Origin of the sequence: Pyramidobacter sp. YE332 (genome assembly GCF_033060595.1) — a bacterium.
Lineage (GTDB): Bacteria > Synergistota > Synergistia > Synergistales > Dethiosulfovibrionaceae > Pyramidobacter.
Map to the genome: position 1 here is coordinate 2,687,565 of NZ_CP133038.1, position 21,433 is coordinate 2,708,997.

The 21,433-nt window shown below is 63.7% G+C and carries 19 protein-coding genes and 1 pseudogene; 12 read left to right on the forward strand and 8 right to left on the reverse strand.

Annotation, left to right across the window (positions count from 1 at the left end; translation table 11 throughout):
• The first annotated feature begins 2 nt into the window (after positions 1-2).
• Positions 3-1,376 (forward strand): MATE family efflux transporter, encoded by a 1,374-nt coding sequence (locus RAH42_RS12610; protein WP_317539653.1) that lies wholly within the window; start codon positions 3-5, stop codon positions 1,374-1,376.
• 537 nt (positions 1,377-1,913) lie between these two features.
• Positions 1,914-2,900, forward strand: a complete 987-nt coding sequence (locus RAH42_RS12615) for an aspartate-semialdehyde dehydrogenase (RefSeq protein WP_317539654.1) — start codon at positions 1,914-1,916, stop codon at positions 2,898-2,900.
• Between the two features lie 58 nt (positions 2,901-2,958).
• On the opposite strand, the gene RAH42_RS12620 is transcribed toward RAH42_RS12615, so the two are convergent.
• Complete coding sequence (locus RAH42_RS12620) at positions 2,959-3,156, reverse strand: hypothetical protein (protein WP_317539655.1); 198 nt, start codon at positions 3,154-3,156, stop codon at positions 2,959-2,961.
• On the opposite strand from RAH42_RS12620, the gene dapA reads away from it, so the two are divergent.
• Genes dapA through RAH42_RS12650 form a run of 6 tightly spaced genes read left to right on the forward strand, consistent with a single transcriptional unit; the run spans position 3,155 to position 8,097 of the window.
• Positions 3,155-4,045 carry a 4-hydroxy-tetrahydrodipicolinate synthase gene (gene dapA, locus RAH42_RS12625; protein WP_317539656.1) on the forward strand — a complete coding sequence of 297 codons (891 nt, stop codon included), beginning with the start codon at positions 3,155-3,157 and terminating at the stop codon, positions 4,043-4,045. The two genes, RAH42_RS12620 and dapA, sit on opposite strands and share 2 nt — an antisense overlap.
• The gene (locus RAH42_RS12630) at positions 4,045-4,692 is read left to right on the forward strand and encodes a dihydrodipicolinate reductase C-terminal domain-containing protein (protein WP_317539657.1); all 648 of its coding nucleotides are present in this window, start codon (positions 4,045-4,047) and stop codon (positions 4,690-4,692) included. The genes dapA and RAH42_RS12630 overlap by 1 nt, the downstream gene beginning before the upstream one ends.
• A 27-nt stretch (positions 4,693-4,719) precedes the next feature.
• On the forward strand, positions 4,720-5,418 hold the full coding sequence (dapD, locus tag RAH42_RS12635) for a 2,3,4,5-tetrahydropyridine-2,6-dicarboxylate N-acetyltransferase (RefSeq protein ID WP_317539658.1): 699 nt from the start codon (positions 4,720-4,722) through the stop codon (positions 5,416-5,418).
• Between the two features lie 3 nt (positions 5,419-5,421).
• Positions 5,422-6,666 (forward strand): aspartate kinase, encoded by a 1,245-nt coding sequence (locus RAH42_RS12640; protein ID WP_317539659.1) that lies wholly within the window; start codon positions 5,422-5,424, stop codon positions 6,664-6,666.
• A 34-nt stretch (positions 6,667-6,700) separates the two neighbouring features.
• Entirely contained in the window at positions 6,701-6,904 is a 204-nt protein-coding gene (locus RAH42_RS12645) for a hypothetical protein (protein ID WP_317539660.1), read from the forward strand.
• 47 nt (positions 6,905-6,951) lie between these two features.
• A complete protein-coding gene (locus RAH42_RS12650; protein WP_317539661.1) occupies positions 6,952-8,097 on the forward strand; it encodes a M20 family metallopeptidase in 1,146 nt (381 codons plus the stop codon).
• A 191-nt stretch (positions 8,098-8,288) separates the two neighbouring features.
• Here RAH42_RS12650 and RAH42_RS12655 read toward each other — a convergent pair whose 3' ends face one another.
• The gene (locus RAH42_RS12655) at positions 8,289-8,792 is read right to left on the reverse strand and encodes an IS630 family transposase (protein ID WP_317539662.1); all 504 of its coding nucleotides are present in this window, start codon (positions 8,790-8,792) and stop codon (positions 8,289-8,291) included.
• Between the two features lie 32 nt (positions 8,793-8,824).
• Positions 8,825-9,328 (reverse strand): winged helix-turn-helix domain-containing protein, encoded by a 504-nt coding sequence (locus tag RAH42_RS12660; protein WP_317539175.1) that lies wholly within the window; start codon positions 9,326-9,328, stop codon positions 8,825-8,827.
• A gap of 206 nt (positions 9,329-9,534) precedes the next feature.
• Here RAH42_RS12660 and RAH42_RS12665 point away from each other — a divergent pair, with 206 nt between their 5' ends.
• The 3 genes from RAH42_RS12665 (at position 9,535) to RAH42_RS12675 (ending at position 13,567) form a co-directional block, all read left to right on the forward strand.
• Complete coding sequence (locus RAH42_RS12665) at positions 9,535-11,019, forward strand: ankyrin repeat domain-containing protein (protein ID WP_317539663.1); 1,485 nt, start codon at positions 9,535-9,537, stop codon at positions 11,017-11,019.
• Positions 11,020-11,248: 229 nt separating this feature from the next.
• A complete protein-coding gene (locus RAH42_RS12670; RefSeq protein ID WP_317539664.1) occupies positions 11,249-11,842 on the forward strand; it encodes a hypothetical protein in 594 nt (197 codons plus the stop codon).
• Between the two features lie 270 nt (positions 11,843-12,112).
• Complete coding sequence (locus tag RAH42_RS12675; protein ID WP_078016427.1) at positions 12,113-13,567, forward strand: Na+/H+ antiporter NhaC family protein; 1,455 nt, start codon at positions 12,113-12,115, stop codon at positions 13,565-13,567.
• A 170-nt stretch (positions 13,568-13,737) separates the two neighbouring features.
• Here the strand turns inward: RAH42_RS12675 and RAH42_RS12680 are convergent, their stop codons facing one another.
• The 3 genes from RAH42_RS12680 to RAH42_RS12690 all read right to left on the reverse strand — a co-directional run bounded on the left by RAH42_RS12680 (position 13,738) and on the right by RAH42_RS12690 (position 17,060).
• Positions 13,738-15,159, reverse strand: a complete 1,422-nt coding sequence (locus RAH42_RS12680) for a TIGR00366 family protein (RefSeq protein ID WP_317539665.1) — start codon at positions 15,157-15,159, stop codon at positions 13,738-13,740.
• Positions 15,160-15,235: 76 nt separating this feature from the next.
• The gene (locus RAH42_RS12685; protein ID WP_317539666.1) at positions 15,236-16,420 is read right to left on the reverse strand and encodes an aminotransferase class I/II-fold pyridoxal phosphate-dependent enzyme; all 1,185 of its coding nucleotides are present in this window, start codon (positions 16,418-16,420) and stop codon (positions 15,236-15,238) included.
• Positions 16,421-16,544: 124 nt separating this feature from the next.
• Positions 16,545-17,060, reverse strand: coding sequence for a hypothetical protein (locus RAH42_RS12690; RefSeq protein WP_317539667.1), 516 nt, complete (start codon positions 17,058-17,060; stop codon positions 16,545-16,547).
• A gap of 107 nt (positions 17,061-17,167) precedes the next feature.
• Here RAH42_RS12690 and RAH42_RS12695 point away from each other — a divergent pair, with 107 nt between their 5' ends.
• The gene (locus tag RAH42_RS12695; RefSeq protein ID WP_317539668.1) at positions 17,168-17,608 is read left to right on the forward strand and encodes a hypothetical protein; all 441 of its coding nucleotides are present in this window, start codon (positions 17,168-17,170) and stop codon (positions 17,606-17,608) included.
• Here RAH42_RS12695 and RAH42_RS12700 read toward each other — a convergent pair.
• On the reverse strand, positions 17,557-19,290 hold the full coding sequence (locus tag RAH42_RS12700) for an NADH-dependent [FeFe] hydrogenase, group A6 (RefSeq protein ID WP_078016423.1): 1,734 nt from the start codon (positions 19,288-19,290) through the stop codon (positions 17,557-17,559). The two genes, RAH42_RS12695 and RAH42_RS12700, sit on opposite strands and share 52 nt — an antisense overlap.
• A gap of 55 nt (positions 19,291-19,345) precedes the next feature.
• Positions 19,346-21,049: pseudogene (locus RAH42_RS12705) on the reverse strand (NAD(P)-binding protein); the annotation flags it as partial.
• Positions 21,050-21,433 lie beyond the last annotated feature (384 nt).

Sequence of the window (21,433 nt, forward strand, 5' to 3'; positions counted from 1 at the left end):
GTATGGAGCGCGGGAACAATCAAATCGTCGAGGGCGTGATCTGGAAGCAGCTGTTGGCTTTTTTCTTCCCGATCATGCTGGGGACGTTTTTTCAGCAGCTGTACAACACGGTCGACGCGGTCGTGGTCGGCCGCTACGTGGGCAAGGTGGCGCTGGCGGCCGTGGGTGGCCCGACGAGCACGGTGATCGCGCTGCTGGTGGGATTTTTCGCCGGGCTGTCGACGGGCGCCACGGTGGTGATCGCGCAGTTTTACGGCGCCGACGACCCGGAACGCACGTCGCGTGCGGTGCACACGGCCATGGCTCTGGCGCTGGCGGCCGGCGCGGCGATGACGGTCCTGGGCGTGACGGCCGCGGAGTGGACGCTGGAAAAGATGCGGACGCCGCCGGACGTGATGCCTCACGCCGTGTCCTACTTGCGCATTTACTTCGCGGGCATCGTTCCCTCGCTGCTGTACAACATGGGCTCGGGGATTTTGCGCGCCAAGGGGGACTCGAAGCGCCCGTTCTATCTGCTGGCGGGCGGCACGGCGGTCAATCTCGCCGCCGATCTGCTGCTGATCGTGCGTTATCACTGCGGCGTGGACGGCGTAGCCTACGCCACGATCCTCTCGCAGGGATTCTGCGCCGCGGGCGTGTGGTGCCTGCTGGCGCGCGAATCGGGACCGTTTCGGCTGGAGCTCCGCAAGCTGCGCTGCGACTGGCTGCTGCTGCAGAACATCATCCGCATCGGTCTGCCGACGGGGATCCAGGCGACGATGTACTCGTTTTCCAACGTCATCATTCAGGCGGTCACCAATAAGTTCGGCGTGAACGTGGTGGCGGCCTGGGCGACGCTGGGCAAGATCGACGCGCTTTACTGGATGGTGATGTCGGCGTTCGGCATGGCGCTGTCGACGTTCTCGGGACAGAACTTCGGGGCGCGGCGCTACGACCGCGTGATCCGCAGCATTCGTGTCTGCTCGCTGATGGCTTTCGTCGCCACGGGGATCATCGTGACGGCATTCTTGTCGGGCGGCGAATTCTGGTTCCGCATCTTCACCGACGATCCGCAGGTCATCGGCCAGGGGCTCATGCTGATGCGGCTGATGATGCCGTGGTATTTCTCCTACGTGGTGGTGGAGACGATCTCCGGCGGCATCCGCGGCACGGGCGATTCGCTGGCCCCTACGGCGATCATGGCCGTCGGCGTGTGCGCGTTCCGGCTGGCCTGGATGTGGCTGGTAGTGCCTTCGCACTGGGACATCCGCGTCGTGGCCTGGAGCTATCCGATCAGCTGGGCGCAGACGGCGGCGTTGTTTGTGTTGTACTATTTTTTCAGCGGCTGGATGAAACGCAGCATCGCCCGGGCGGGGCATCTGCATGCGGCGGCGTGATATTTTCAAAATCGTGAGAATTTTCTCCCTTGACAGTTTGAGAAATGAGGCTATAATTTCACCCATAACTGAAGAGCGATATAAAGGCGTTGAACCGGATCTCCTTGAAGAGCGTGTCGCCGTGCCAGAGAGAAAGCCCCGCAGGCTGAAAGGGCTTTCAGCGCGATTTTTTCGGGGAGCAAGGCCCGGGGAGCCGGAATGGAAAGGCTTGTGTGCCGGAGTACATTTCCCGAACTGACCCTCCGTGACCGGGGTCCAAGCGGGGCGTGAGATGGAATGCGTCCAAGCAGGGTGGTACCGCGAGACTGTGATGGCTCGTCCCTACAGAACGATGTGGGGACGAGTTTTTTAGTATGGCGGTACGCCGTGCGCGGCGGCGCGAAATCGCGCTCAAGCAGGGTGGTACCGCGTGCTGGAGGCTGAACGGCGCGTCCCTGTGCGTTCAGTTTCGGGCGCACGGAGACGCGCCGTTTTTGAGCCGAAATTTTAATCGCAGAAAAATTGAAACGCTTTTTTCACAGGGAGGAGTCGGGTAAAATGAAACTGGCGGTGGTAGGCGCGACGGGCGAAGTCGGCCGCACGATGGTCCGCGTTTTGGAAGAGCAGGGAGTCCGCCCCGGGACGATCCGATTTTTCGCTTCGCCCCGCAGCGCGGGGACGGAACTGGAGTTCGCCGGCCGCCGCGTGGCGGTCGAGAAATTGACGAAAGAGTGGGTCCCCGCCGGGACGTTCGATTACGTGATCATGTCGGCGGGGTCGGAGCTGTCGGCGTGGTTCGCCCCCGTCGCCGCCTCGCGCGGCGCGGTGGTGATCGACAACAGCTCGCGCTGGCGCATGGATCCGGAAAAGCTGCTGGTGGTGCCGGAGATCAACGGCGATCTGCTCGCGGGCTACCGCGGCATCGTCGCCAATCCCAACTGTTCGACGATCCAGATGGTGCTGGGGCTGTACAAGGTGCACGAGCGCTTCGGCCTCAAAAACATTGTCGTCAGCACGTACCAGGCCGTCAGCGGCGCGGGACGGCGCGGCATCGACGAGCTGCTGGCGCAGGAGCGCGGCGGCACGGAGTACAAGAAGTTCGCGGCGCCGATCCACCGCAACGTGGTGCCGCAGATCGACGCGTTTCTGGACAACGGCTTCACCAAGGAAGAAATGAAGATGGTCGACGAGCCACGCAAGATCTTGCGCGACGATTCGATCATGTGCTGGCCCACGACGGTGCGCGTGCCGGTGCTGTACGGCCACAGCGAAGCGGTCTTCGCGGAGACGCGCGACCCTTTCGGCACGGTCGAGGATCTGCTCGAAGTGATGCGAACGCAGGAACACGTGACCGTCAGCGACGAGCCCGTAATCACGCCCGCGGTCGACGCCGCGGGCACGGACGCGACGTTCGTCAGCCGCGTGCGCAGCTTCGACGACCGGCATTTTTTGCAGTGGAACGTGGCCGACAACGTGCGCGTGGGCGCGGCTACCAACGCCGTGCGCATCCTGCTCCGTCATGCGGCGCTGAACGGCGTGCGCTGAGCGGTTCGCCGTTCATGTGAAAATGTTCCACGTGGAACATTTTTCGAGTTCCGCCTTTTCACCCTTTGGAGTTGCTGAGTTTATCGTCATCTGACTTTCGCGGCGGAGAAAGAGTTCCCCTTTTTTCGCGCGTCTGACGGCGGCGCGCCGCCATGTTTTTCCGGTATTTTTTTATTTTTCTCCGCTTCGCCGTTTCTCCGTGGTTGCTTTTGTTTTGATTTAAGAAGACTTTCACGCAAAGGAGTGCATTTTTCATGTTCAGAGGTACAGGCACCGCGCTGATCACGCCTTTTCGCAACGGAGCCGTCGACTTCGACGCGCTGGGCGAGCTTTTGGACTTTCAGGTGGAAAACGGCGTCGACGCGCTGATCGTGCTCGGCACCACGGGCGAGGCGGCGACGCTGACGCCCGCGGAACGCGACGAGGTGATCTCCTTCGCGCTGCGCACGGTGGACGGGCGAATCCCCGTCGTCATCGGCACGGGCACCAACAACACGGCTTCCACCGTCGACCTGTCGCGCCGCGCCGAGGAACTGGGCGCCGACGGCGCGCTGGTGGTGACGCCTTTCTACAACAAACCCAACCAGGAAGGGCTGTACCGGCATTTCCGCACCGTGGCCGAGTCCGTGAGGATCCCCGTGATTTTGTACAACGTGCCCGGGCGCACGGGCGTCAATCTGGCGCCGGAAACGGTGTTGCGCCTAGCCCAGATCGAGAACATCGTCGGCGTCAAAGAAGCCAGCGGCAACCAGTATCAGTGCGACAGCCTGATCCGTTCGCTTCAGGTCGTGCGCCCCGACTTCCGCGTCTGGTCGGGCAACGACGACCAGGCATTCCATCTCGTCTGCGGCGGCGGCGACGGCGTCATCTCCGTGCTGTCCAACGTGCTGCCCGCGCAGACCGTGGCGATGATCGACGCCGCGCTCGGCGGCGACGTGACGGCGGCGCGCCGGCTGCATCTTCGGCTGCTGCCGCTGATGAAGGATCTCTTCAACGAATCCAACCCGATCCCCGTCAAGTTCGCCGCCGGCGAGCTGGGACTGTGCCGCGACGAGCTGCGTCTGCCGCTGGTGCCCGCCGGCGAAAGAACGCGCGAGCTGGTGCGCGCCGACCTGCTCGAGCTGAGCGCGCTGGAGGCCGAGTAATGGCGCTCTCCGTTTCCTACGGCGTGATCGGCTCTACCGGACGCATGGGGCGCGAGATCGCGGCCGCCGCCGGCGGAGCTCCCTGTCTCTGCGTCTGGGACGAAGGCGAAACCTGCGACGGTACGCCGCGCGTCATCTTCGACTTTTCGTCCGCCGCCGTCCTGCCGCATACCGTCGAGCTGTGCCGCCGCCACAAAAGCGCGCTGGTCATGGGCACCACGGCGCTGAACGACGGGCACATGGCCGCGCTGCGCGATCTCGCCGAGGAAGTTCCGGTCGTACAGAGCTTCAACTATTCCATTGGCATCGCCGTCATGGCCATGATCCTGCGCGAGTTCGCGCCGCTGTTGGCCGACTGGGACGCCGAGATCGCCGAGGCGCACCACGTCCACAAAAAAGACGCGCCCTCCGGCACGGCGCTGATGCTGGGCAAAGCGCTGGGGCGCGACGTGCCCATGCATTCCTTCCGCCTCGGCGGCCTGCCGGGAGATCACGAGGCCCTGTTCGGCAACGAGGGCGAGACGCTCAGCGTCCGCCATCACGCCATCAGCCGCAGCGTCTTCGCCATCGGCGCGGTCAGGGCCGCCCGCTTCGCGCTGACGAAGGACAAGGGGCTGTTCACATTCGAAGACGTGGTGCGCGGCTGAGCGCGCCGTTACGGAGGAGTTTTCGCGATGAACACAGAAGAAGTGATCCGCCTCATCAAGGAGTCAAAAAAGCGCACCGTCGCCCGCGTCTTTGTGGCCGGCGACCTGAAAGACGTCGAGTGGGGCGCGCTGCACTTCGTGGGCAGTTCCGACTTCGGCACCGTCAAGGGCGACCTGCCCGAGATCCTCAAAGTTTTGGAAGCCAACGGCGACCGCATCGAGGACTGCGAGGTGGAAGTCGCCGCGCGCAACAGCGCCGTGCCGCTCGCCGACCTGACCCGTTACGAGGCCCGCATCGAACCCGGCGCGGTGATCCGCGACATGGTGGAGATCGGCAAAAACGCCGTGGTGATGATGGGCGCGGTGATCAACATCGGCGCTTCGGTCGGCGAAGGCACGATGATCGACATGAACGCGGTGCTCGGCGGACGTGCGCAGGTGGGCAAAAACTGTCACATCGGCGCCGGCGCCGTCATCGCCGGAGTGATCGAACCCGCCAGCGCCCAGCCGGTCGTGATCGAAGACGGCGTGCTCGTCGGCGCCAACGCCGTCGTGCTCGAAGGCGTCCGCGTCGGGGCCGGATCCGTCGTCGCCGCAGGCGCGGTCGTCACCGCCGACGTTCCCGCCGGCGTAGTCGTGGCCGGCACGCCCGCGCGCGTGATTAAAAACGTGGATTCCCGCACCGAGGGCAAGACGGCTGTTGTCGAAGCCCTGAGAGAGCTTTAGGAAATGGCGGCTCCCGTACAGATCGTCCGCACCGCGGTGCTGAAATACGGCGGCTCGTCCGTGGCCGACGCGGACAAGATCCGCGCCGTCGCCGCCAAAGTCGCCGCCCGCTGCCGGAGCGGCGAGCGCCTGCTCGTCGTCGTCTCTGCCATGGGCAAGACCACCAATCGTCTCATCGACCTCGCCGCGGACGTGTCCGGCAACAGCGCCGGCTACAAGCGCGAGATGGACATGCTGATGGCCACGGGCGAGCAGGTCTCGGCTGCGCTGCTGGCCATGGCCCTGCGCGACCTCGGATGCGACGCTCTGTCCATGAACGCCTATCAGATCGGCATGCTGACGACCAACGCCTACGGCGGCGCGCGCATCCGCGACCTCGACGCCGGGCGGCTGCGCCTCGAGCTGGACGCGCGCGGCGTCGTCGTGGTGACGGGGTTTCAGGGCGTCGCCGAGAACGGCGATTTGACCACGCTCGGGCGCGGCGGCAGCGACACGTCCGCCATCGCCATCGCCGCGGCGCTGCACTGTCCGTGCGAGATCTACAGCGACGTGGACGGCGTCTACGCCTGCGACCCGCGCATCATCCCCGACGCCAAAAAACTGGAGTATGTCACCTACGAAGAGATGCTGGAAATGGCTTCCTGCGGCGCCAGAGTGCTGCACTCGCGCGGCGTGGAGATCGCCGACAAGCAGCAGGTGGAGCTCTACTGCGGTTCCACTTTTTCCGACGAAAGAGGCACGAGAATCGTGAAAAACCTTCCCGAATGGCTTGAGCATCCCGTCGTCACCGGCGTCGCCGTCGACGCCGACCAGATCAAGGTCAACCTGCGCGGTCTGCCCGAGGACGTGCACCTCTACACGCGCGTCTTCAACGAGCTGGCGGCGTGCTGCATCAACCTCGACATGATCGCCATCGTCTCCGAGGGCGGCGAAGCGGCCGTGACGTTCTCCGTGATCCGCGGCGACGTGGCCCTGGTCCGTCCTGCTTTGGAAGCAGCCCTGCAGGGACTGGACGGCTGGACGATGACCGTCGACGGCGAGGTCGCCAAAGTGTCGGCCATCGGCGTCGGCATGCAGGCGGCCTCCGGCGTGGCCGGGCGCTTTTTCGGCGCGCTCGAACGCGCCCGTATCGACGTGCTCGGCGCCACCACCTCGGAGATCAAGATCGCCGTGCTCGTGCCGCGCGCCCAGGCGCAGAGCGCCGCCGACGCGTTGATGACCGAGTTCGACCGCAAGGTCGGAGAGTGATTACCACCGCCTCGCGCCCGCCGCGGGGCTTTTTTTGAAACAAGGGGCGCCACGGAGAAGCGGCGAAGCGGAGGAAAACGCGCCGCCGCTGCGCGGCGAAAGCCAAAAGCAAAATTGCAGTGCGGGAATGAAGACTCTCGCCCATTTTTCGCAAAAACTTTCCGCGCAAAAAATATTCAAGAATTTTTCTTTTGGTTTTCTCCGTGTCTCCGTGGTAGCTTTTGTTCCCGCGCCATGAGAAAATACGGACGAATATCCAGATCGAACGCGACGAGGTGTGTGACGATGTATAAAAAAGCGCAAACCATCCAGCCCTGGCTGACGGAAGTGCATCAGGCGCTGCACCGCATTCCCGAGCTGGACCGCGACCTGCCCGAGACGACTGCTTACGTGGCGGAGCGCCTCGACGAGATGGGCGTGCCGCATTTCGCCTGCGCCGGCGGCCTCGTCGCCGAGCTGGCGGGCGAGCCGGACGCGCCCGTCGTGGCGCTGCGCGCCGACATGGACGCGCTGCCCGTCACGGAAGCCACCGGGCTGCCTCAGGCGTCGCGCCACGCCGGCAAGATGCACGCCTGCGGGCACGACGCGCACATGGCCTGCGCTCTGGGAGCGCTGCGCCTGCTGCGCGGCGAGGGCAAACGCGCGGCGACCCTGCGCGTGCTCTTTCAGCCCGCCGAGGAGACCGACGGCGGCGCGGCGAAGATGATCGAGGCCGGAGCGCTCGACGGCGTTTCGTCGGCGCTGTGCCTGCACGTCGCCTCGTCGCTCGCGGTCGGTCAGATCGGCGTCATCTCCGGCCCGGCGCGCGGCGCCAGCGACATGTTCAACGTCACGCTGCGCGGGCGCGGCTGCCACGGCGCCTATCCCCATCTGGGGGCCGACGTCGTTGCCGGCGGCGCCCAGATCATCTCGGCCCTGCAGCTGCTGGTCAGCCGCGAGACCAGCCCGCTCGATCCGGCCGTGCTGACTGTGGGCAGGTTCGCCGCCGGCACGGCGCGCAATATCATTCCCGACAGCGCCGGGTTCGAGGGCATCGTGCGCACGCTGGACCCCGCCACGCGCGCGCGCATGGCGGCGCGCGTGCGCGAACTGGTCGAGGGCGTGGCCGCGGCCCTGCGGCTGAGCGCCGAAGTGGAATTCATCGAAGGCTATCCGGCGCTGGTCAACGACGCCGAAGTCGCCGAAGCCGTGCGCCGCGCCGGCGCGCGCGAGCTGGGCGCGGAAAACGTGATCACGCCGCCCTGCCCGCAGCTGGGCGTGGACGACTTCGCCTGCATCGCCGAACGCGTGCCGGGCTGCTACGTCGATCTCGGCGCGCGCGGCCCCGGCGGGGCCGAAGAGCCGCTGCACAGCCCGCGCTTTTATCCCGACGAGGGCTGCCTGCCCGTCGGCGCGGCGCTGATCGCCGCCTGGGCGCAGAGTCAGGCGTAAAGGACAAAGGCAAACAAGAGCCGCTGCGAAGACGCAAAGGCGCGAAGAAAGGCGAAAAACGAACGGCCGCCCCGCGGCGTTTCGTTTCCGGATCTTTCTCGGCGTCCCCGTGTGTTCGCGGCGGCTTTTTGTTTTATGGATGCGCTTGTATGATCTTGTTTTTATGATAAAATAACCTATAATACTATTTCTCATTTAAAGCACCTAACAATCCATTGTCTTGCGGTAATACTCCTTATGGTCTGAGCGGTGAGATTTCTGATCGTGCGGCACAGACGCTCGACAACGTTCTCAAGCGTCGAAAAAATCTCGTTTCGAAAGCCCTGACAGCGCAGCTCTCTCCAGATCTGCTCAATGGGGTTCATCTCGGGGGTATAGGGGGGAATATGGAACAGGGTGATGTTGGCAGGAACCTGAAGCGCTTTGGACTTGTGCCAGGCAGCTCCGTCACAGCAGAGCAGAATATGGTCTTCCGGAAATCGGTGTGAAAGTTCCCGCAGGAAAACGTTCATGCAATCGCTGTCGCAGTTGGGCATGATCAGAAAGAGGCTTTCTCCCGTAAGCGGCTCTACGGCACCGTAAGCATAGCGGTATTCGCGGATGTGAAGGCAGGGAACGTTCGGTCGAATGCCTTTCCTGCACCAGCAGTATTTGGGCGTGTTGATTCTGCCGAAGCCGGCTTCGTCCTGAAACATCAGTCTGACGTTCCCTGTTGTGGATAACTCTTTTAATTCCTGAACTTGAGCGTTAATTTTTTTGAGGCCTCGATGGCCTCCTCGTTCGCTTTCCTGGGGTGACGGCTGCGCGGCATGACTTTTCTCCAGCCATGACGTTTCAGGACCGCGTAAATCTGAGTCGGACTGATAGTATGTCCCACCGCGGTCTGATAGGCTTGGGCTATTTCCGCCACCGAAACGATTTCTCCTTTCCCGGCTTTCTCCAGGTAAGGAGCAAGTACGGCTTCTTCCTGCTCATAGGTCATGTTCCGATGGTTGCCGAGGTAATGGCATTGCAGCACATACGAGAGACCGCGATGGATAAACTGCGAGATGATCTTGCTGACGTTCGTGAAGTGGTATTCCGTGATTTCGCTGATTTCTTTCAGGGTTTTCCCTTCGGCGCGCAAGCTGAGGATTCTCAGTTTGGCTTCGATCTTCTTGTTGCGATTCTTTTTCCGCGCCGCTTCGATTTCCGCTTGCTGTTCCGATGTGATCTCGTATTTTACGGGCATTCTCCATCACCTCGGGGCATTATAACTGAGGTACGGATACTTTGGCTATACTATAATGAAATAGTATAAAATAAAAACACGACGTAAAATTCATGTCTTTGCCGATTAAAATTTTCGATCGGCAGGGCGGCGCTCCGCGCCGCGGGAATTTTCGTTTGGTACGTCGTCGGCCGCTGGCGGCTGACATATCAAAAGGAGGCGAACGCATGAAAAAGATCGTGAAGTTCTGGGTGTGCGCCGCGGCCGTTCTGGCCCTGTGCGGCAGCGCGGGAGCGGCGGACGTCAACGCGGTCGACCGCTACGGGCGCACGGAGCTGATGAACGCTGCCCGCTACGGCGAGCTGAAAAAAGCGGAAGAACAGCTCAAGCTGGGCGCCGACGTGAGCGTCTGTGACACCGACAGGGCGGGGTACAACGCGTTGCACGAGGCCGCGCGCAACGGCGACGCGGCGATCACGGAACTGCTGCTGGCCCACGGCGCCGACGCCAACGCTCCGACCGCGGGCGGTTCGACGGAAAAGGGCGGCGTCACGGCGCTGATCCTGGCCGCCCAGGAGGAGAAAGGGCTGCCGGTCGCGGAGCTGCTGCTGAAACACGGCGCCGACCCCAACGCCGCCACCGCGAAGGGTTTCCGTGCGCTGCACTACGCCGCCTCCGAGGGCAACGCGGAGCTGACGGAGCTGCTGCTGGCCCGCGGCGCCGACGTCAACGTTCTGACTTCCGACGGCCGTTCGCCGCTGATCTTCGCCGTCGGCGAAACGGACAACCTCGCCGTGGCGAAGCTGCTGCTCGACAAGGGCGCCGACGTCAACCTGCGCCCCAACAAGAAAGCGTATTCGCCGCTGACCTGGGCGCTGAAAAACTACAACCGCCCCGCGGCGCTCCTGCTCGTCGAGCGCGGCGCGGACGTCAACGTCGCCGCGGGCGGCGCGGCGCCGCTGCTGTGGGCGCTGCGGCTTGACCAGCCCGGCGACGAAAATCTGGAGATCCCCAAGGCGCTGCTGGCGCGGGGCGCGAAGCTCGACATCGTGGGAGACGGCGGCGTGACGCCCTTCATGATAGCCGCGGCGCGGGAGAACTTTACGCCGGAGACGCTGCAGTGGCTGCTCGACCACGGCGCCGACCCCAAGGGCGCCGACAAGAACGGCAACTCCGCGCTGTACTACGCCGCCAGAAGCAAGAACGCGGCCGCGCGGCTGCTCTGGCTGATCTCGCTGAGGCTGTACGACGTCAACGAGCGCGACAAGGACGGCGCCAGCATTTCGGCGCTGGCGCTCGGCAGAGCGGCCGATCCCAACCTGCTGACGGCCTTGCTCGACGCCGGCGCCGATCCGAAGATCGCTTCCAAGGACGGATACGGGCTGATGCACATCGTTGCCGGGAAGCTGTGCGACGCCGCCAAAGATCAGGAACGCACGAAAGAGGGCGCCGACCGGGCGTGGAACGACGCTCTGGCCTGCTTCCGCCTGCTTTGCGACAAGGGCGTGCCGCTCAACGAGCGGTACGGAAAGAACGGAGAGACCCCGCTGTTGGTCGCGTCCGGCTGGGGCGCGCCGCTGAAGGTCGTGCAGACGCTCGTCGAAGCCGGCGCCGATCCGAAGATCGCCGCCGCGGACGGGAAAACGGCGCTGTCCCTGGCCGAGAGCTGGGGCGTGCCGGGAGTTCCCGAATACCTGAAATCGAAAATGTAACGCCGTGCGGCGGCCGCGGGAGGCCGCCGCTTTTTCGTCTCGCGACGGCGAAAGGCCGTTCGCTTTTGCCGAAAACGCACTATCACGCTTTGGCATGAGACGTTCGAAAAAAGATCACCCCTTGCGGCGCTACGCTTCAGCCATGATCTTTTCGTTAATGAAACAGGCGTCGCGGCGGAGCCCGAACAGGCGCGCCGCGACGCCCCGTATCCCGAAGGAGGAATGTTCCATGACGGCGCCAAAGAACGGCGCTCCCGGTGCGGAGCCCATTGAGTGGAGAACGCGCGTCTCTTTTTTCCGCAACAATCCGGTGACGCGGCAGATCGCGGCGGTCATAGGAATTCCGTTCGGCCTGCTGCTGCTCTGGATGGGCAAGCTCGGGTTTGCCGACGGCGTGCGGGAAGCGCGCTATGCTTTTTATTTTGTCGGCTTTTTTCTCGCGATCGGCGCGCTCTTCGTGATCGCTGTCTTCGGCGGCGGCTACGACGTGGAATACCGTCTCGACGAAAGCGGCGTTTACGCGGCCAATCAGGAGCGTCAGCGCAGGCGGCTGAGCGCGCTCTTCCGGCTGGGGCTGTTCCTTTCCATGTTCGCGCGCAGCTTCACGGCCGCCGGCTCGTCGCTGCTGGCTCGCGGCTCGCTGCGGCGTTCCCTGCGCTGGAGCTCGCTGCGCTCTGCCAGATTCAATCCCAAGGAGCGGCTGATCGTCGTCAAAGCGAACGCCGCCGACAAGATCTACCTGTTCTGCACGCCCGAAAACTACGAAGCCGTCCGCGCCGTCGTGGAACGGCGCCTGCGCCTCGACGAATCCGCCCGCGCTTGAAGCGGACGAAAGGACGGCGCTGGCTCCGGCCGAGAGACGGAGCGGCTGGAGCCCCGAGAAAAGGGCGAGGGGTTCTCTTGAATTCGGATATCCTGTATTGTATAATTTAAAAACTGTTAATCGGCGCGGCGCTCATGAAATGCAGCGATACTTTGGGGAGGAGAGAGGAGAGAAGAGGACACGCCGGGAGGAGAATGCAGAAGATCCCGTTGGTGAATCGCTTTTTTTCGTGAGAAGCCGCCGAAGAATCCGAAAGGGAGGTTTTTTTGTATGATCGCACTGGTAAAGCTGTTGCCGATCTGCGTTATGGCCGGGCTGATGCTTTCCGGCATGGACATCCTGCTGGCGTCGCCGATTTCCTTCATCTGCGCCTGCCTCGTGGCGATGGTCACGGAGCGTTACAAGTTCAGCGAACTGCTCGACGCGGCGCTGGACAACCTGAAAAACTTCCTGATCGTGTTCCTGATCCTGGAAGCGGCCTACGCCGTCGCCGAGTGTTTCATGGCCACGGGCGTGGCGGCCGCGATCATCAATCTGGCGCTGTCGCTGGGGCTGACGGCCAAGCTGGTGGCGGTGGTGGGATTCCTCGTCACCTGCGTGCTGTCCGTCGCCACGGGCACGTCGTGGGGGACGTTCGCGGCCTGCGCGCCGATCTTCCTGTGGCTGAACCATATCGTCGGCGGCAGCGTGGTGCTGACGGTCGGCGCGATCGCCGGCGGCTCGTGCTTCGGCGACAATATCGGCCTGATCTCCGACACGACGGTGGTCAGCTGCGGCATGCAGAACGTGCAGCTGGTCGACCGCATGCGCTATCAGGGCGTGTGGTCGGGGCTGTGCCTGATCGTCAGCGCCGTGGTCTTCTACTTTGCGGCCGTGGCGATGGGACTGCCCGACACGGAAGGTTCGGCGGCCGTGGCGATCCAGCAGATCCCCGAGGGCGTGTGGACGGTCCTGGCCGACAAACGTCCCGCGGCGGTGACGCTGCTGAAGCAGGTCCAGGCGGGCGTGCCCTATTACATGGTGATCCCGCTGCTGGTCGTGCTTCTTCTTGCCGTACGCAACGTCAGCACGCTGATCTGCCTCGGCGCGGGCATCCTTTTCTCCGGCATCTTCGGCTGGATGGCCGGCACGGTGACCGACATCGACAAGTTCCTGCAGCTGGTTTACGACGGCGCGTCGGCCGCGGGCGGCTGGTCGATCGCCATGATGCTCTGGGTCGGCGCCTTCGGCGGCGTCATGCGCAAGATGAACGCGTTCGATTCGATCGCCGCGATGATCTTGAGGGTCGTCTCCAAGGTGCGCCAGCTGATGTTCTGCAACGCGCTGCTGTGCCTGATCGGCAACGCGGCGATGGCCGACGAGATGGCGCAGATCGTCACGATCAGCCCGATCATCAAGAATCTCACGGAGAAATCGGTGCGGGGCGACGAGAAGGCCATGTACCGTCTGGCGCTGCGCAACGCCACGTATTCCGACGCCATGGCCGTGCTCGGGTCGCAGCTGATCCCGTGGCACGCCTACATGGGCTTCTTCATGGGCATCGCCATGTCGGTGTATCCGCTGGCGGCCGACACGCTGACGGTGATGGGCGTGATCACGCACAACTATTTCGCCTGGATCGCCGTGATCTCGATGCTGGTCCTGACGATCACCGGCTGGGACCGCTTCATCCCGCTGTTCAGCATCCCCCGCGAACCGGAGGTCAGTTTGAAAAAGGAGGTTTGACGCGAGAGGTTTCGCGCGCGTTGTCTGAAAAAATGAGCGGAACGGCGATGTTCCACGTGGAACATCGCCGCTGAAAAACGCCCGGCAGCTCATCGGCTGCCGGGCGTTGCGTTATTTTCTGGTTGTAGCGTTTTTTCGCCTTTCGCCGTTTCTCCGCGGCGGCGTTTGCGCTACCAGCCCATCAGCACGGCGATCTCGATCATGATCATCTGCGCGGCGAAGAGCATGGCGAAGAGCTTGGCAAACCATTTCAGCCACAGGTCGTAACGGATGTCGGCGAGGCCGCAGATGACGACGATGCCGCAGGTCGGCCAGAGGATGTTGGAGAGGCCGTCGCCGAACTGATAGGCCAGGCAGGCCACCTGACGGCTGACGCCCAGCGCGTCGGCCAGCGGCGCCATGATCGGCATGGTCACGGCTGCCTGGCCGGAAGCCGAGGGCACGAGGAAGTTGATGACCGTCTGCACGACGAACATCAGCTGCGCGGAGATGGCCGAGGGCGCGTTTTTGAGCAGATTGGCGAGCGCGTTGATGATCGTGTCCATGATTTGGGCGTCCTTCATGATCACGACGATGCTCTTGGCCAGACCGGTGAGGATGCAGCCCCAGAGCACGCCCTTGGCGCCCGTCAGCATTTCGGCGCAGTACGTGTTGGGGTTCCAGCCGGAGATCAGCGCTGCCGCGGCCGACATGACGATGAACAGCCCGCAGAGCTCTTTGTAGCCCCAGCCCCATTGCGTCAGGCCGATCATCAGCACGGCCAGCGTGACGAGCACGTCGAGCAGGATCAGGGCGTGCCGCCAGGTGAAATCGTACTGGTCGAGCTCGCCGCGGTCGAACGAGTGGAGGCAGGGTTCGCCGTACATCACCGACGCCTGCGGCGATCTTTTCACTTTCGCGGCGTAGCGCATCACGTAGGCGATGCAGAGGCCCATGAACACGACGAAGCAGACGGCGCGGTAGACGACGCCGGAGTAGAGCGGCACGCCGGCGATGGATTGGGCGACGGCGACCGAATAGGGGTTGAGCGTCGCGGCCATGAAGCCCACGTACTCGCCGAGGGCGAGGATGGCAAATCCCGTCATCGCGTCGTAGCCGATGGCGACACCGAGGCCGACGATCAGCGGGTAGAAGCCGTAAAACTCGCTGAGCATGCCGAAGACCGAGCCGCCCAGGCCGAAGAGGATCATGAGGATGGGGATGAGCAGCTTTTCGCGGCGGCCGACCTTTTTCATGACCTTGCCGATGCCGGCGTGGAAGGCTCCGGTCTTGACCATGACGCCGAACGTGGCCGCGCAGGTGAGGATGACGAAGATGATGTCGGCGGCCTCGTAGCAGCCCTGATAAAGCGAGGCGAACAGGCCGATGAAACCGGTGGGCTTCGTCTGCGCCTTGGGGATGGCGTGGTACGATCCGGCGACGGCGACGCTGCGCATCGTGCCGTTGACGTCGACCTTCTGGTAGTCGAAGCTGCCCGACGGGATCACCCAAGACAACGCGGCCATGACCGCGACGATGGCGAAGACGACCAGCCAGGTGTCGGGCATGTGCAGTTTTCTTTTTGCCGCCGCTTGGGCGGTTGGTTCGCTCATGATGAAAGCCTCCTCGAAAACGTTTTTGAAGGCGCGCTTTTGCCGCGGCCCGCCAGTCCTTTCCGTCCCGCGCGAACTACGCTTTCGGCGCGCCGCTGGCCTCGAGCGCCTGCTGCAAGTCGGCGGTCAGGTCGTCGGGGTCTTCGAGGCCGACGCTGAAGCGGAAGAAGCCTTCGCGGTAGACGGGCGGATAGTGGGGCAGCTTGTCGCTGTTCTTGTCGTAGTAGACGATCAGACTTTCGATGTCGCCGAGCGACACGGCGTGCGTGATCAGCCGCAGGCTGTCGAGGAACTTCTGGTGGACCTTCTCGTCGCCGTTGATGTCGAACGAGATCATGCCCGAGTACTGGCCGTGCATGAGGCGCTTGGCCAGTTCGTGCTGCGGGTGGCTCGCCAGCCCCGGGTACCAGACGAAACGCACGGCCGGGCTCCGTTCGAGGAATTCCGCCACGGCCTGCGCGGCGCGGCAGTGCTGGGCCATGCGCAGCGGCACCGTCGCCAGGCCGCGCGCCACCAGCCAGGCGTTGAACGGGCTGAGGATGCCGCCGTAGTTGACCATGGCCTCTTCCTTGATCTTCGTCAGCAGCCCGCGGCTGCCCAGCACGCAGCCGCCGAGCGAATCGCCGTGGCCGTTGATGTACTTGGTCATGCTGTGGATTTCGAGGTCGGCCCCGTGTTCGAGCGGGCGCAGGCAGAGCGGCCCGGCGAACGTGGCGTCGACGGAGAGCAGCGCCCCCGCCTCGCGGGCGATCCGCGCCAGCGCGTCGAGGTCGGCGATGCCCGTGGTCGGGTTGCCGGGCGTTTCGGCGTGGATCAGCTTCGTGTTGGGGCGCACGGCGCGGCGCACCGCCTCCGCGTCGGTGATGTCGACGAAGGTCACCTGGATGCCGTACTTTTTCGGCAAAAACTTGCGGAACTGCAGGTTCGTGGCGCTGTAGCAGACCTCGGAAATGACCGCGTGGTCGCCCGAGTTGAGGAACGTGGTGAACACGCTCATCAGCGCCGCCACGCCGCTGGCGAACACCGCGCCGTCCTCGGCGCCGGTGAGGGCGCAGAGCCGGTCCTGCAGCACCATCTGGTTGACGTTGCGGTTGCGCTGGTAGATGTTGCTGTTGATGCCGCTCCAGTCGACGGGCGTGCCGTCGGTGGGGATGCGGTAGTTGGAGGTCATGTAGACCGGCGTGTTGATCGCGCCGAAAGCATCGTCCCTGCGCGCGCCGGCGTGGACCGCCAGCGTATTGACGCTTGGTTTCCGTTCCATGGAAAAACGCCCCTTTTCTGTCGGTGAGATTGTGATCGCGAAACTGCCGGAGTGCAGTTTGATTTTATGCCAGAATTCCGGATCTGTAAAATTGTTCTTCGCAAGCGGCTGCCCTGTAAGGCTTTCAGCGCAGGCGGCGGAGCGAGACGATCAGATTGCCGAAACCGCCGTCCAGCCTTTTCCACTTGGCGTCGACAGGATAGACGAAGCGGCAGTCGTCGTTGCCGCGAAAGGCGGGGCCGCTCGCGTTGCCGGCGAGCGCGTCCCGGCAGCCCTGAATCAGCTCGTCGAGGATCGAAGCCGGCATTTCCGTGTAGTTGTGGAAGTTGTACCACTGGCTGATCTGACACTCGCGCATGCGTTTGAGGCGCTGCAGCCCTCTCAGACAGGCCGCGGCCGTGGCGGAGCAGTCGAGAAACAGAAAGGTGCTGCGGCTGCCCGCGTCGCCGGAGAAGAAAATGCCCGTCTTGGAGTCGAGGAACCCCATGGAGCCGCGCGTGTGCCCGGGGACGTCGACGGCGGTGACGATGCGGCGGCCGAGGTCGAAACGTCCGCCGTCGTACAGCGGTCGCCATTTGATGGGATGGGGCGGCGTGAAGTCGTCCCGCGTGAACTGCAGGGGACCCTGCGCAGCGAGCAAAGACGGCTTTCGAACTGGAATTTGCGTTCCACGGCATTCTGCTCGGCGATCATGCCGGCGTCGCGCGCCGGGATCCGGGCTTCTTCGAAGTCGAGCGCGCCGCCGATATGGTCGAAGTGACCGTGCGTACATACGACGGTCAGAGGCAGGCGGGTCAGTTTTTTCACGAAGGTGCGCAGATTGCCGAGGCCGGTCATCGTGTCGATCAGCAACGCGCCCTGGCGCCCCTCGACAAGATAACAATAGACGCTGCCGCTGCCCTCGAGGCGCAGGATGCCGTCGCCGAAGTCGACGGCTTTGAAAAAATCGCTCCGTTCGTTCACGTCCACCGCTCCTTTCGCGCCGCGGAAAAAAGGTCATATCGCCAAAGATACAACAAAGGCGCCGCCCTGTCCACTGGAAAGAGCGGCGCCTCTCGGCCTTTGCGGGGCGCGCAAAAAAGTTCCGCCCCGGGCGAACGGGGCGGAACTTTTTTGTCGCGGCGCGAAGCGGTCCGCTACTTTTCGCCGGGCATCTTCCAGCCGTGGTACGTCGTGTGGAGCAGATGATGCGCCTTTTCCGACAGCGGCGCGCCGAGGAACTGTTTGTAGCACTCGAGGACGGACGGGTTCTCGTGCGAAAAGCGCAGCGCCATGCCGCGGTCGATGTCGTAGAGCGTGGGGGCGCGTTTCGGGGCCATTTCCACGCGGTCGTGGATGGGCTGCCCGCCGCCGCCGACGCAGCCGCCGGGGCAGGCCATGACCTCGACGAAATCGTAGCGCACGTCGCCGCGGTCGAGCGCGGCCAGCAATTTGTCGGCGTTGCCGAGGCCGTTGACGACGGCGACCTTGAGCGACGCGCCGGCGATGTCGAACTCGGCCTCTTTCCAGCCGTCCATGCCGCGCACCGATTTGAAGGCGTCGGGTTCGGGGTTTTTGCCGGTGACGAGGAAGAAGGCGCTGCGCAGCGCCGCCTCCATGACGCCGCCGGTGGCGCCGAAGATCGCGCCCGCGCCGCTGCCGACGCCGAGCGGCATGTCGAGCGCTTCGTCTTCGAGGTCCTGCGGCTGGATCTGCAGCGAGCGGATCAGGCGCGACACTTCGCGCGTGGTCAGCGCCACGTCCACGTCCTGTCCCGCGCCGGCGTCGTCCATGCCGGGCAGCGCGCACTCGGCCTTTTTGGCCAGACAGGGCATGATGGAGACGGAGAAGATCCTGGACGGATCGACGCCGAGCGTCTGCGCGTACCAGCTCTTGGCGATGGCGCCGAACATTTGCTGCGGCGACTTGGCCGACGACAGCTGGTCGACGTACTGCGGCCAGTGGCTCTTGACGAAACGGATCCAGCCCGGGCAGCAGGAGGTGAACATCGGGAACTTCTCGCGGTCGCGGTGCTTGAGACGCTCTACGAACTCGCTGCCTTCCTCCATGATCGTGAGGTCGGCGGAGAAGTCGGTGTCGAACACGTAGTCGAAGCCGACGAGGCGCAGCGCCGCGGCCAGACGCGTGACGGTGGCCTCTTCGGGCTTCATGCCGAACTCCTCGCCCCAGGCGGTGCGGATGGCCGGAGCGATCTGGACGAGCACGATCTTTTCGGGATCGTCGATGGCGTCGAGCACTTTCTGCGTGTCGTCGCGTTCGTGCAGCGCGCCCACGGGACAATGAGTGATGCACTGGCCGCACAGGGCGCAGTCGGCGTCTTCGAGACGATAGACGCGGGCCACGTCGACGGTGGTCTTGGCCCCGGTGTTGACCACGTCCCAGACGTTGGCGTGCTGGATCTTGTCGCAGACTTGCACGCAGCGCATGCACTTGATGCAGAGCGAAAAGTCGCGGATGAGCGGAAAATCGGGACTGGTCCGCCGGTCGACGTAATGCTTTTCAAACGGCGTGTCATGGATGTTGAGCTCGTTGGCGATGCGCTGCAGCTCGCAGTTGCCGCTGCGCACGCACGTCGGGCAGTGGTCGTCGTGCTCGGAGAGGATCATGCGCACGTTGGCGCGGCGGGCCTCGCGGGCTTTTTTGCTGTTGGTGTGGATGACCATGCCCTCTTCAACGGGATTGTTGCAGGCCGTGAAGAGCCGCTCGTACCCTTCCACCTCGACGACGCAGACGCGGCAGGCGCCGATCTCGTTGACGCCGGCGAGGAAGCAGAGCGTGGGGATCCTGATCCCCGCGCTCTTGGCGGCGTCGAGGATCGTCGTTCTTTCCGGAACCTGAATGTGTTTGCCATCGATGACGACGTTTACCATTTTTCCACACGCCCCCCTTGAACACGCCGTAGCCGAAGTGATCACAGCGCAGGCAGCGGCCGGATTCCTGGCACGCTTCCTGGTCGCTCATCGGCAGCTCCATCAGATCGAAATCGTGGATCCGCTCCGCAGCGGGGCGTTCCACCATGTTCACGCGGCCGCAGGATGCGTGGTCGTCGAAGCGCACCTGCGGCACCTCGATGCCGCTCGTGATGACGTGGTCGAAGCCCAGATACTCGTCGATATTGGCCGCCGCGACCTTGCCGCCGGCGATGGCGCGGATGACCGTGGCAGGCCCGGTGACGCAGTCGCCGCCGGCGAAGATGCCGTCGGCGTTCCTGATGCCGGTGGTGTCCATGCTCTCGATCGCGCCGCGCTTGACGGGGATGCCGTACTGCTCGAACGTGCGCGACTCGATGCCCTGGCCGATGGCCACCAGCACGCGGTCGCAGCGGAAGTCGATCTCCGGCGCGTCCGCGTCGACCGGCGCCGGCCGGCCGTTTTTGAATCCGCCGATGATCTGCGGCTGCGTGCAGAGCGAAACGACCTTGTTGTTTTCGTCCCTGATGATGCGAAGCGGCGCGTGAAGCTCGACGATCTCCACGCCGTCGGCGATGGCGCCTTCCACCTCCTCGGGCAGGGCGGTCATGTCCTCCTTGCGGCGGCGGTAGACGAGGCGCACCGACTTGGCGTGGCACCTTACCGCCGAGCGGGCCACGTCCATGGCGACGTTGCCGCCGCCGACGACGATCACGTCGAGCCCGGTGAAGTCGGGATAATGGTCGTCGCCGATGGCGCGCAGCATCTCCACGGCGGAGATGACGCCCTCGGCCTCTTCGCCCTCGATGCCCAGTTTCTTGTCGATGTGGGCGCCGATGGAAAGGTACAGCGCGTCGTACTGATCGTACAGTTCCTTGACGGAGACGTCGTTGCCGACGCTGATCCCGGTTTTGACGTGGATCCCTGCCGAAAGGAGACCGGCGATCTCGCGGTCGAGCACTTCGCGGGGCAGGCGGTAGGCGGGGATGCCGTAGCGGAGCATGCCGCCCAGCTGCTGACGCTGCTCGTAAACGGTCACGTCGTGCCCCATGATGGACAGATAATAGGCGGCGCTCAGTCCGCCGGGGCCGCCGCCGACGACGGCGACTTTTTTGCCCGTGGCGGGGGCGCGCTTCGGCACGGGGATCGTCTCCTCGTGCTCCACGGCGTAGCGCTTCAAGCCGCGGATGTTGATGGGATTGTCGACCAGCGTGCGGCGGCAGCGAGTCTCGCAGGGATGCTCGCAGATCATGCCGCACACGGCGGGCAGCGGATTGTCCTTGCGGATCAGCTGCACGGCGTCGCCGTAACGGCCGGCATGGATCAGGGCGATGTAGCCGGGAATGTCCACGTGCGCCGGGCACAGCGAGACGCAGGGCACGGGCTGGTTTTGCAGGCACATGCAGCGGCCGTGCTGAATGTGTTCGACGAAGTCGTCGCGGAAGCCGCGCACGCCTTTGAGCACCATGCGGGCGGCTTCCTGTCCGATGGCGCAGTCCGAGGTGAGGTAGACGCTCTCGGCCGTTCGCTCGATGGTGTCGATGGTGCCCATGTCGGCGCGGCCGTCCAGCACGGAATTGAGAAGTTCTTCCAGACGGCTGAGGCCGACGCGGCAGGGCACGCACTTGCCGCACGACTGCGAGTGGCAGATGTGCAGGAACGAAACGGCCAGATCGACCGGACACAGTTCGGGAGGACTGGCCTGAATGCGGCGCTCCATGTCCTTGTACAGGCCTTCGACGGTCGTCTGCGCCTGATTCTTTGTGACGATGCTGAGTCTGCTCACGATTCTTCCCCCTGTTTTGGAAAATATGCCTTTTCGCCGGTCCCCTCCGAATCTCCGGTTCAAGGCATGCTGTTTTTGCGAAAGCGTTCTTTTTCTCTATCTCTGCAAAAAACAGTAATATGATCCTATTCTAGACAGTATGGGGAAAAGTTTCAATAGGGAATTATTTTTCTCAAATTGATTTGATGAGACTAACTTGATCTGGGCTTATAAAACGCAAACGGCATTTTGCATCATAATAATGTAAAACGCCGCATGGCTTTTTGGCTCTCGGAACGATTCGGTTTCATGCAAATCCTCAATAGAACGGCTTTACGC

Excerpts from the sequence above, each read along its gene's own strand:
- RAH42_RS12610 (WP_317539653.1), top strand. The coding sequence starts at position 3 with ATGGAGCGCGGGAACAATCAAATCGTCGAGGGCGTGATCTGGAAGCAG.
- RAH42_RS12615 (WP_317539654.1), top strand. The coding sequence starts at position 1,914 with ATGAAACTGGCGGTGGTAGGCGCGACGGGCGAAGTCGGCCGCACGATG.
- dapA (WP_317539656.1), top strand. The coding sequence starts at position 3,155 with ATGTTCAGAGGTACAGGCACCGCGCTGATCACGCCTTTTCGCAACGGA.
- RAH42_RS12620 (WP_317539655.1), bottom strand. The coding sequence starts at position 3,156 with ATGAAAAATGCACTCCTTTGCGTGAAAGTCTTCTTAAATCAAAACAAA.
- RAH42_RS12630 (WP_317539657.1), top strand. The coding sequence starts at position 4,045 with ATGGCGCTCTCCGTTTCCTACGGCGTGATCGGCTCTACCGGACGCATG.
- dapD (WP_317539658.1), top strand. The coding sequence starts at position 4,720 with ATGAACACAGAAGAAGTGATCCGCCTCATCAAGGAGTCAAAAAAGCGC.
- RAH42_RS12640 (WP_317539659.1), top strand. The coding sequence starts at position 5,422 with ATGGCGGCTCCCGTACAGATCGTCCGCACCGCGGTGCTGAAATACGGC.
- RAH42_RS12650 (WP_317539661.1), top strand. The coding sequence starts at position 6,952 with ATGTATAAAAAAGCGCAAACCATCCAGCCCTGGCTGACGGAAGTGCAT.
- RAH42_RS12655 (WP_317539662.1), bottom strand. The coding sequence starts at position 8,792 with ATGTTTCAGGACGAAGCCGGCTTCGGCAGAATCAACACGCCCAAATAC.
- RAH42_RS12660 (WP_317539175.1), bottom strand. The coding sequence starts at position 9,328 with ATGCCCGTAAAATACGAGATCACATCGGAACAGCAAGCGGAAATCGAA.
- RAH42_RS12665 (WP_317539663.1), top strand. The coding sequence starts at position 9,535 with ATGAAAAAGATCGTGAAGTTCTGGGTGTGCGCCGCGGCCGTTCTGGCC.
- RAH42_RS12670 (WP_317539664.1), top strand. The coding sequence starts at position 11,249 with ATGACGGCGCCAAAGAACGGCGCTCCCGGTGCGGAGCCCATTGAGTGG.
- RAH42_RS12675 (WP_078016427.1), top strand. The coding sequence starts at position 12,113 with ATGATCGCACTGGTAAAGCTGTTGCCGATCTGCGTTATGGCCGGGCTG.
- RAH42_RS12680 (WP_317539665.1), bottom strand. The coding sequence starts at position 15,159 with ATGAGCGAACCAACCGCCCAAGCGGCGGCAAAAAGAAAACTGCACATG.
- RAH42_RS12685 (WP_317539666.1), bottom strand. The coding sequence starts at position 16,420 with ATGGAACGGAAACCAAGCGTCAATACGCTGGCGGTCCACGCCGGCGCG.
- RAH42_RS12695 (WP_317539668.1), top strand. The coding sequence starts at position 17,168 with ATGGTCGAAGTGACCGTGCGTACATACGACGGTCAGAGGCAGGCGGGT.
- RAH42_RS12700 (WP_078016423.1), bottom strand. The coding sequence starts at position 19,290 with ATGGTAAACGTCGTCATCGATGGCAAACACATTCAGGTTCCGGAAAGA.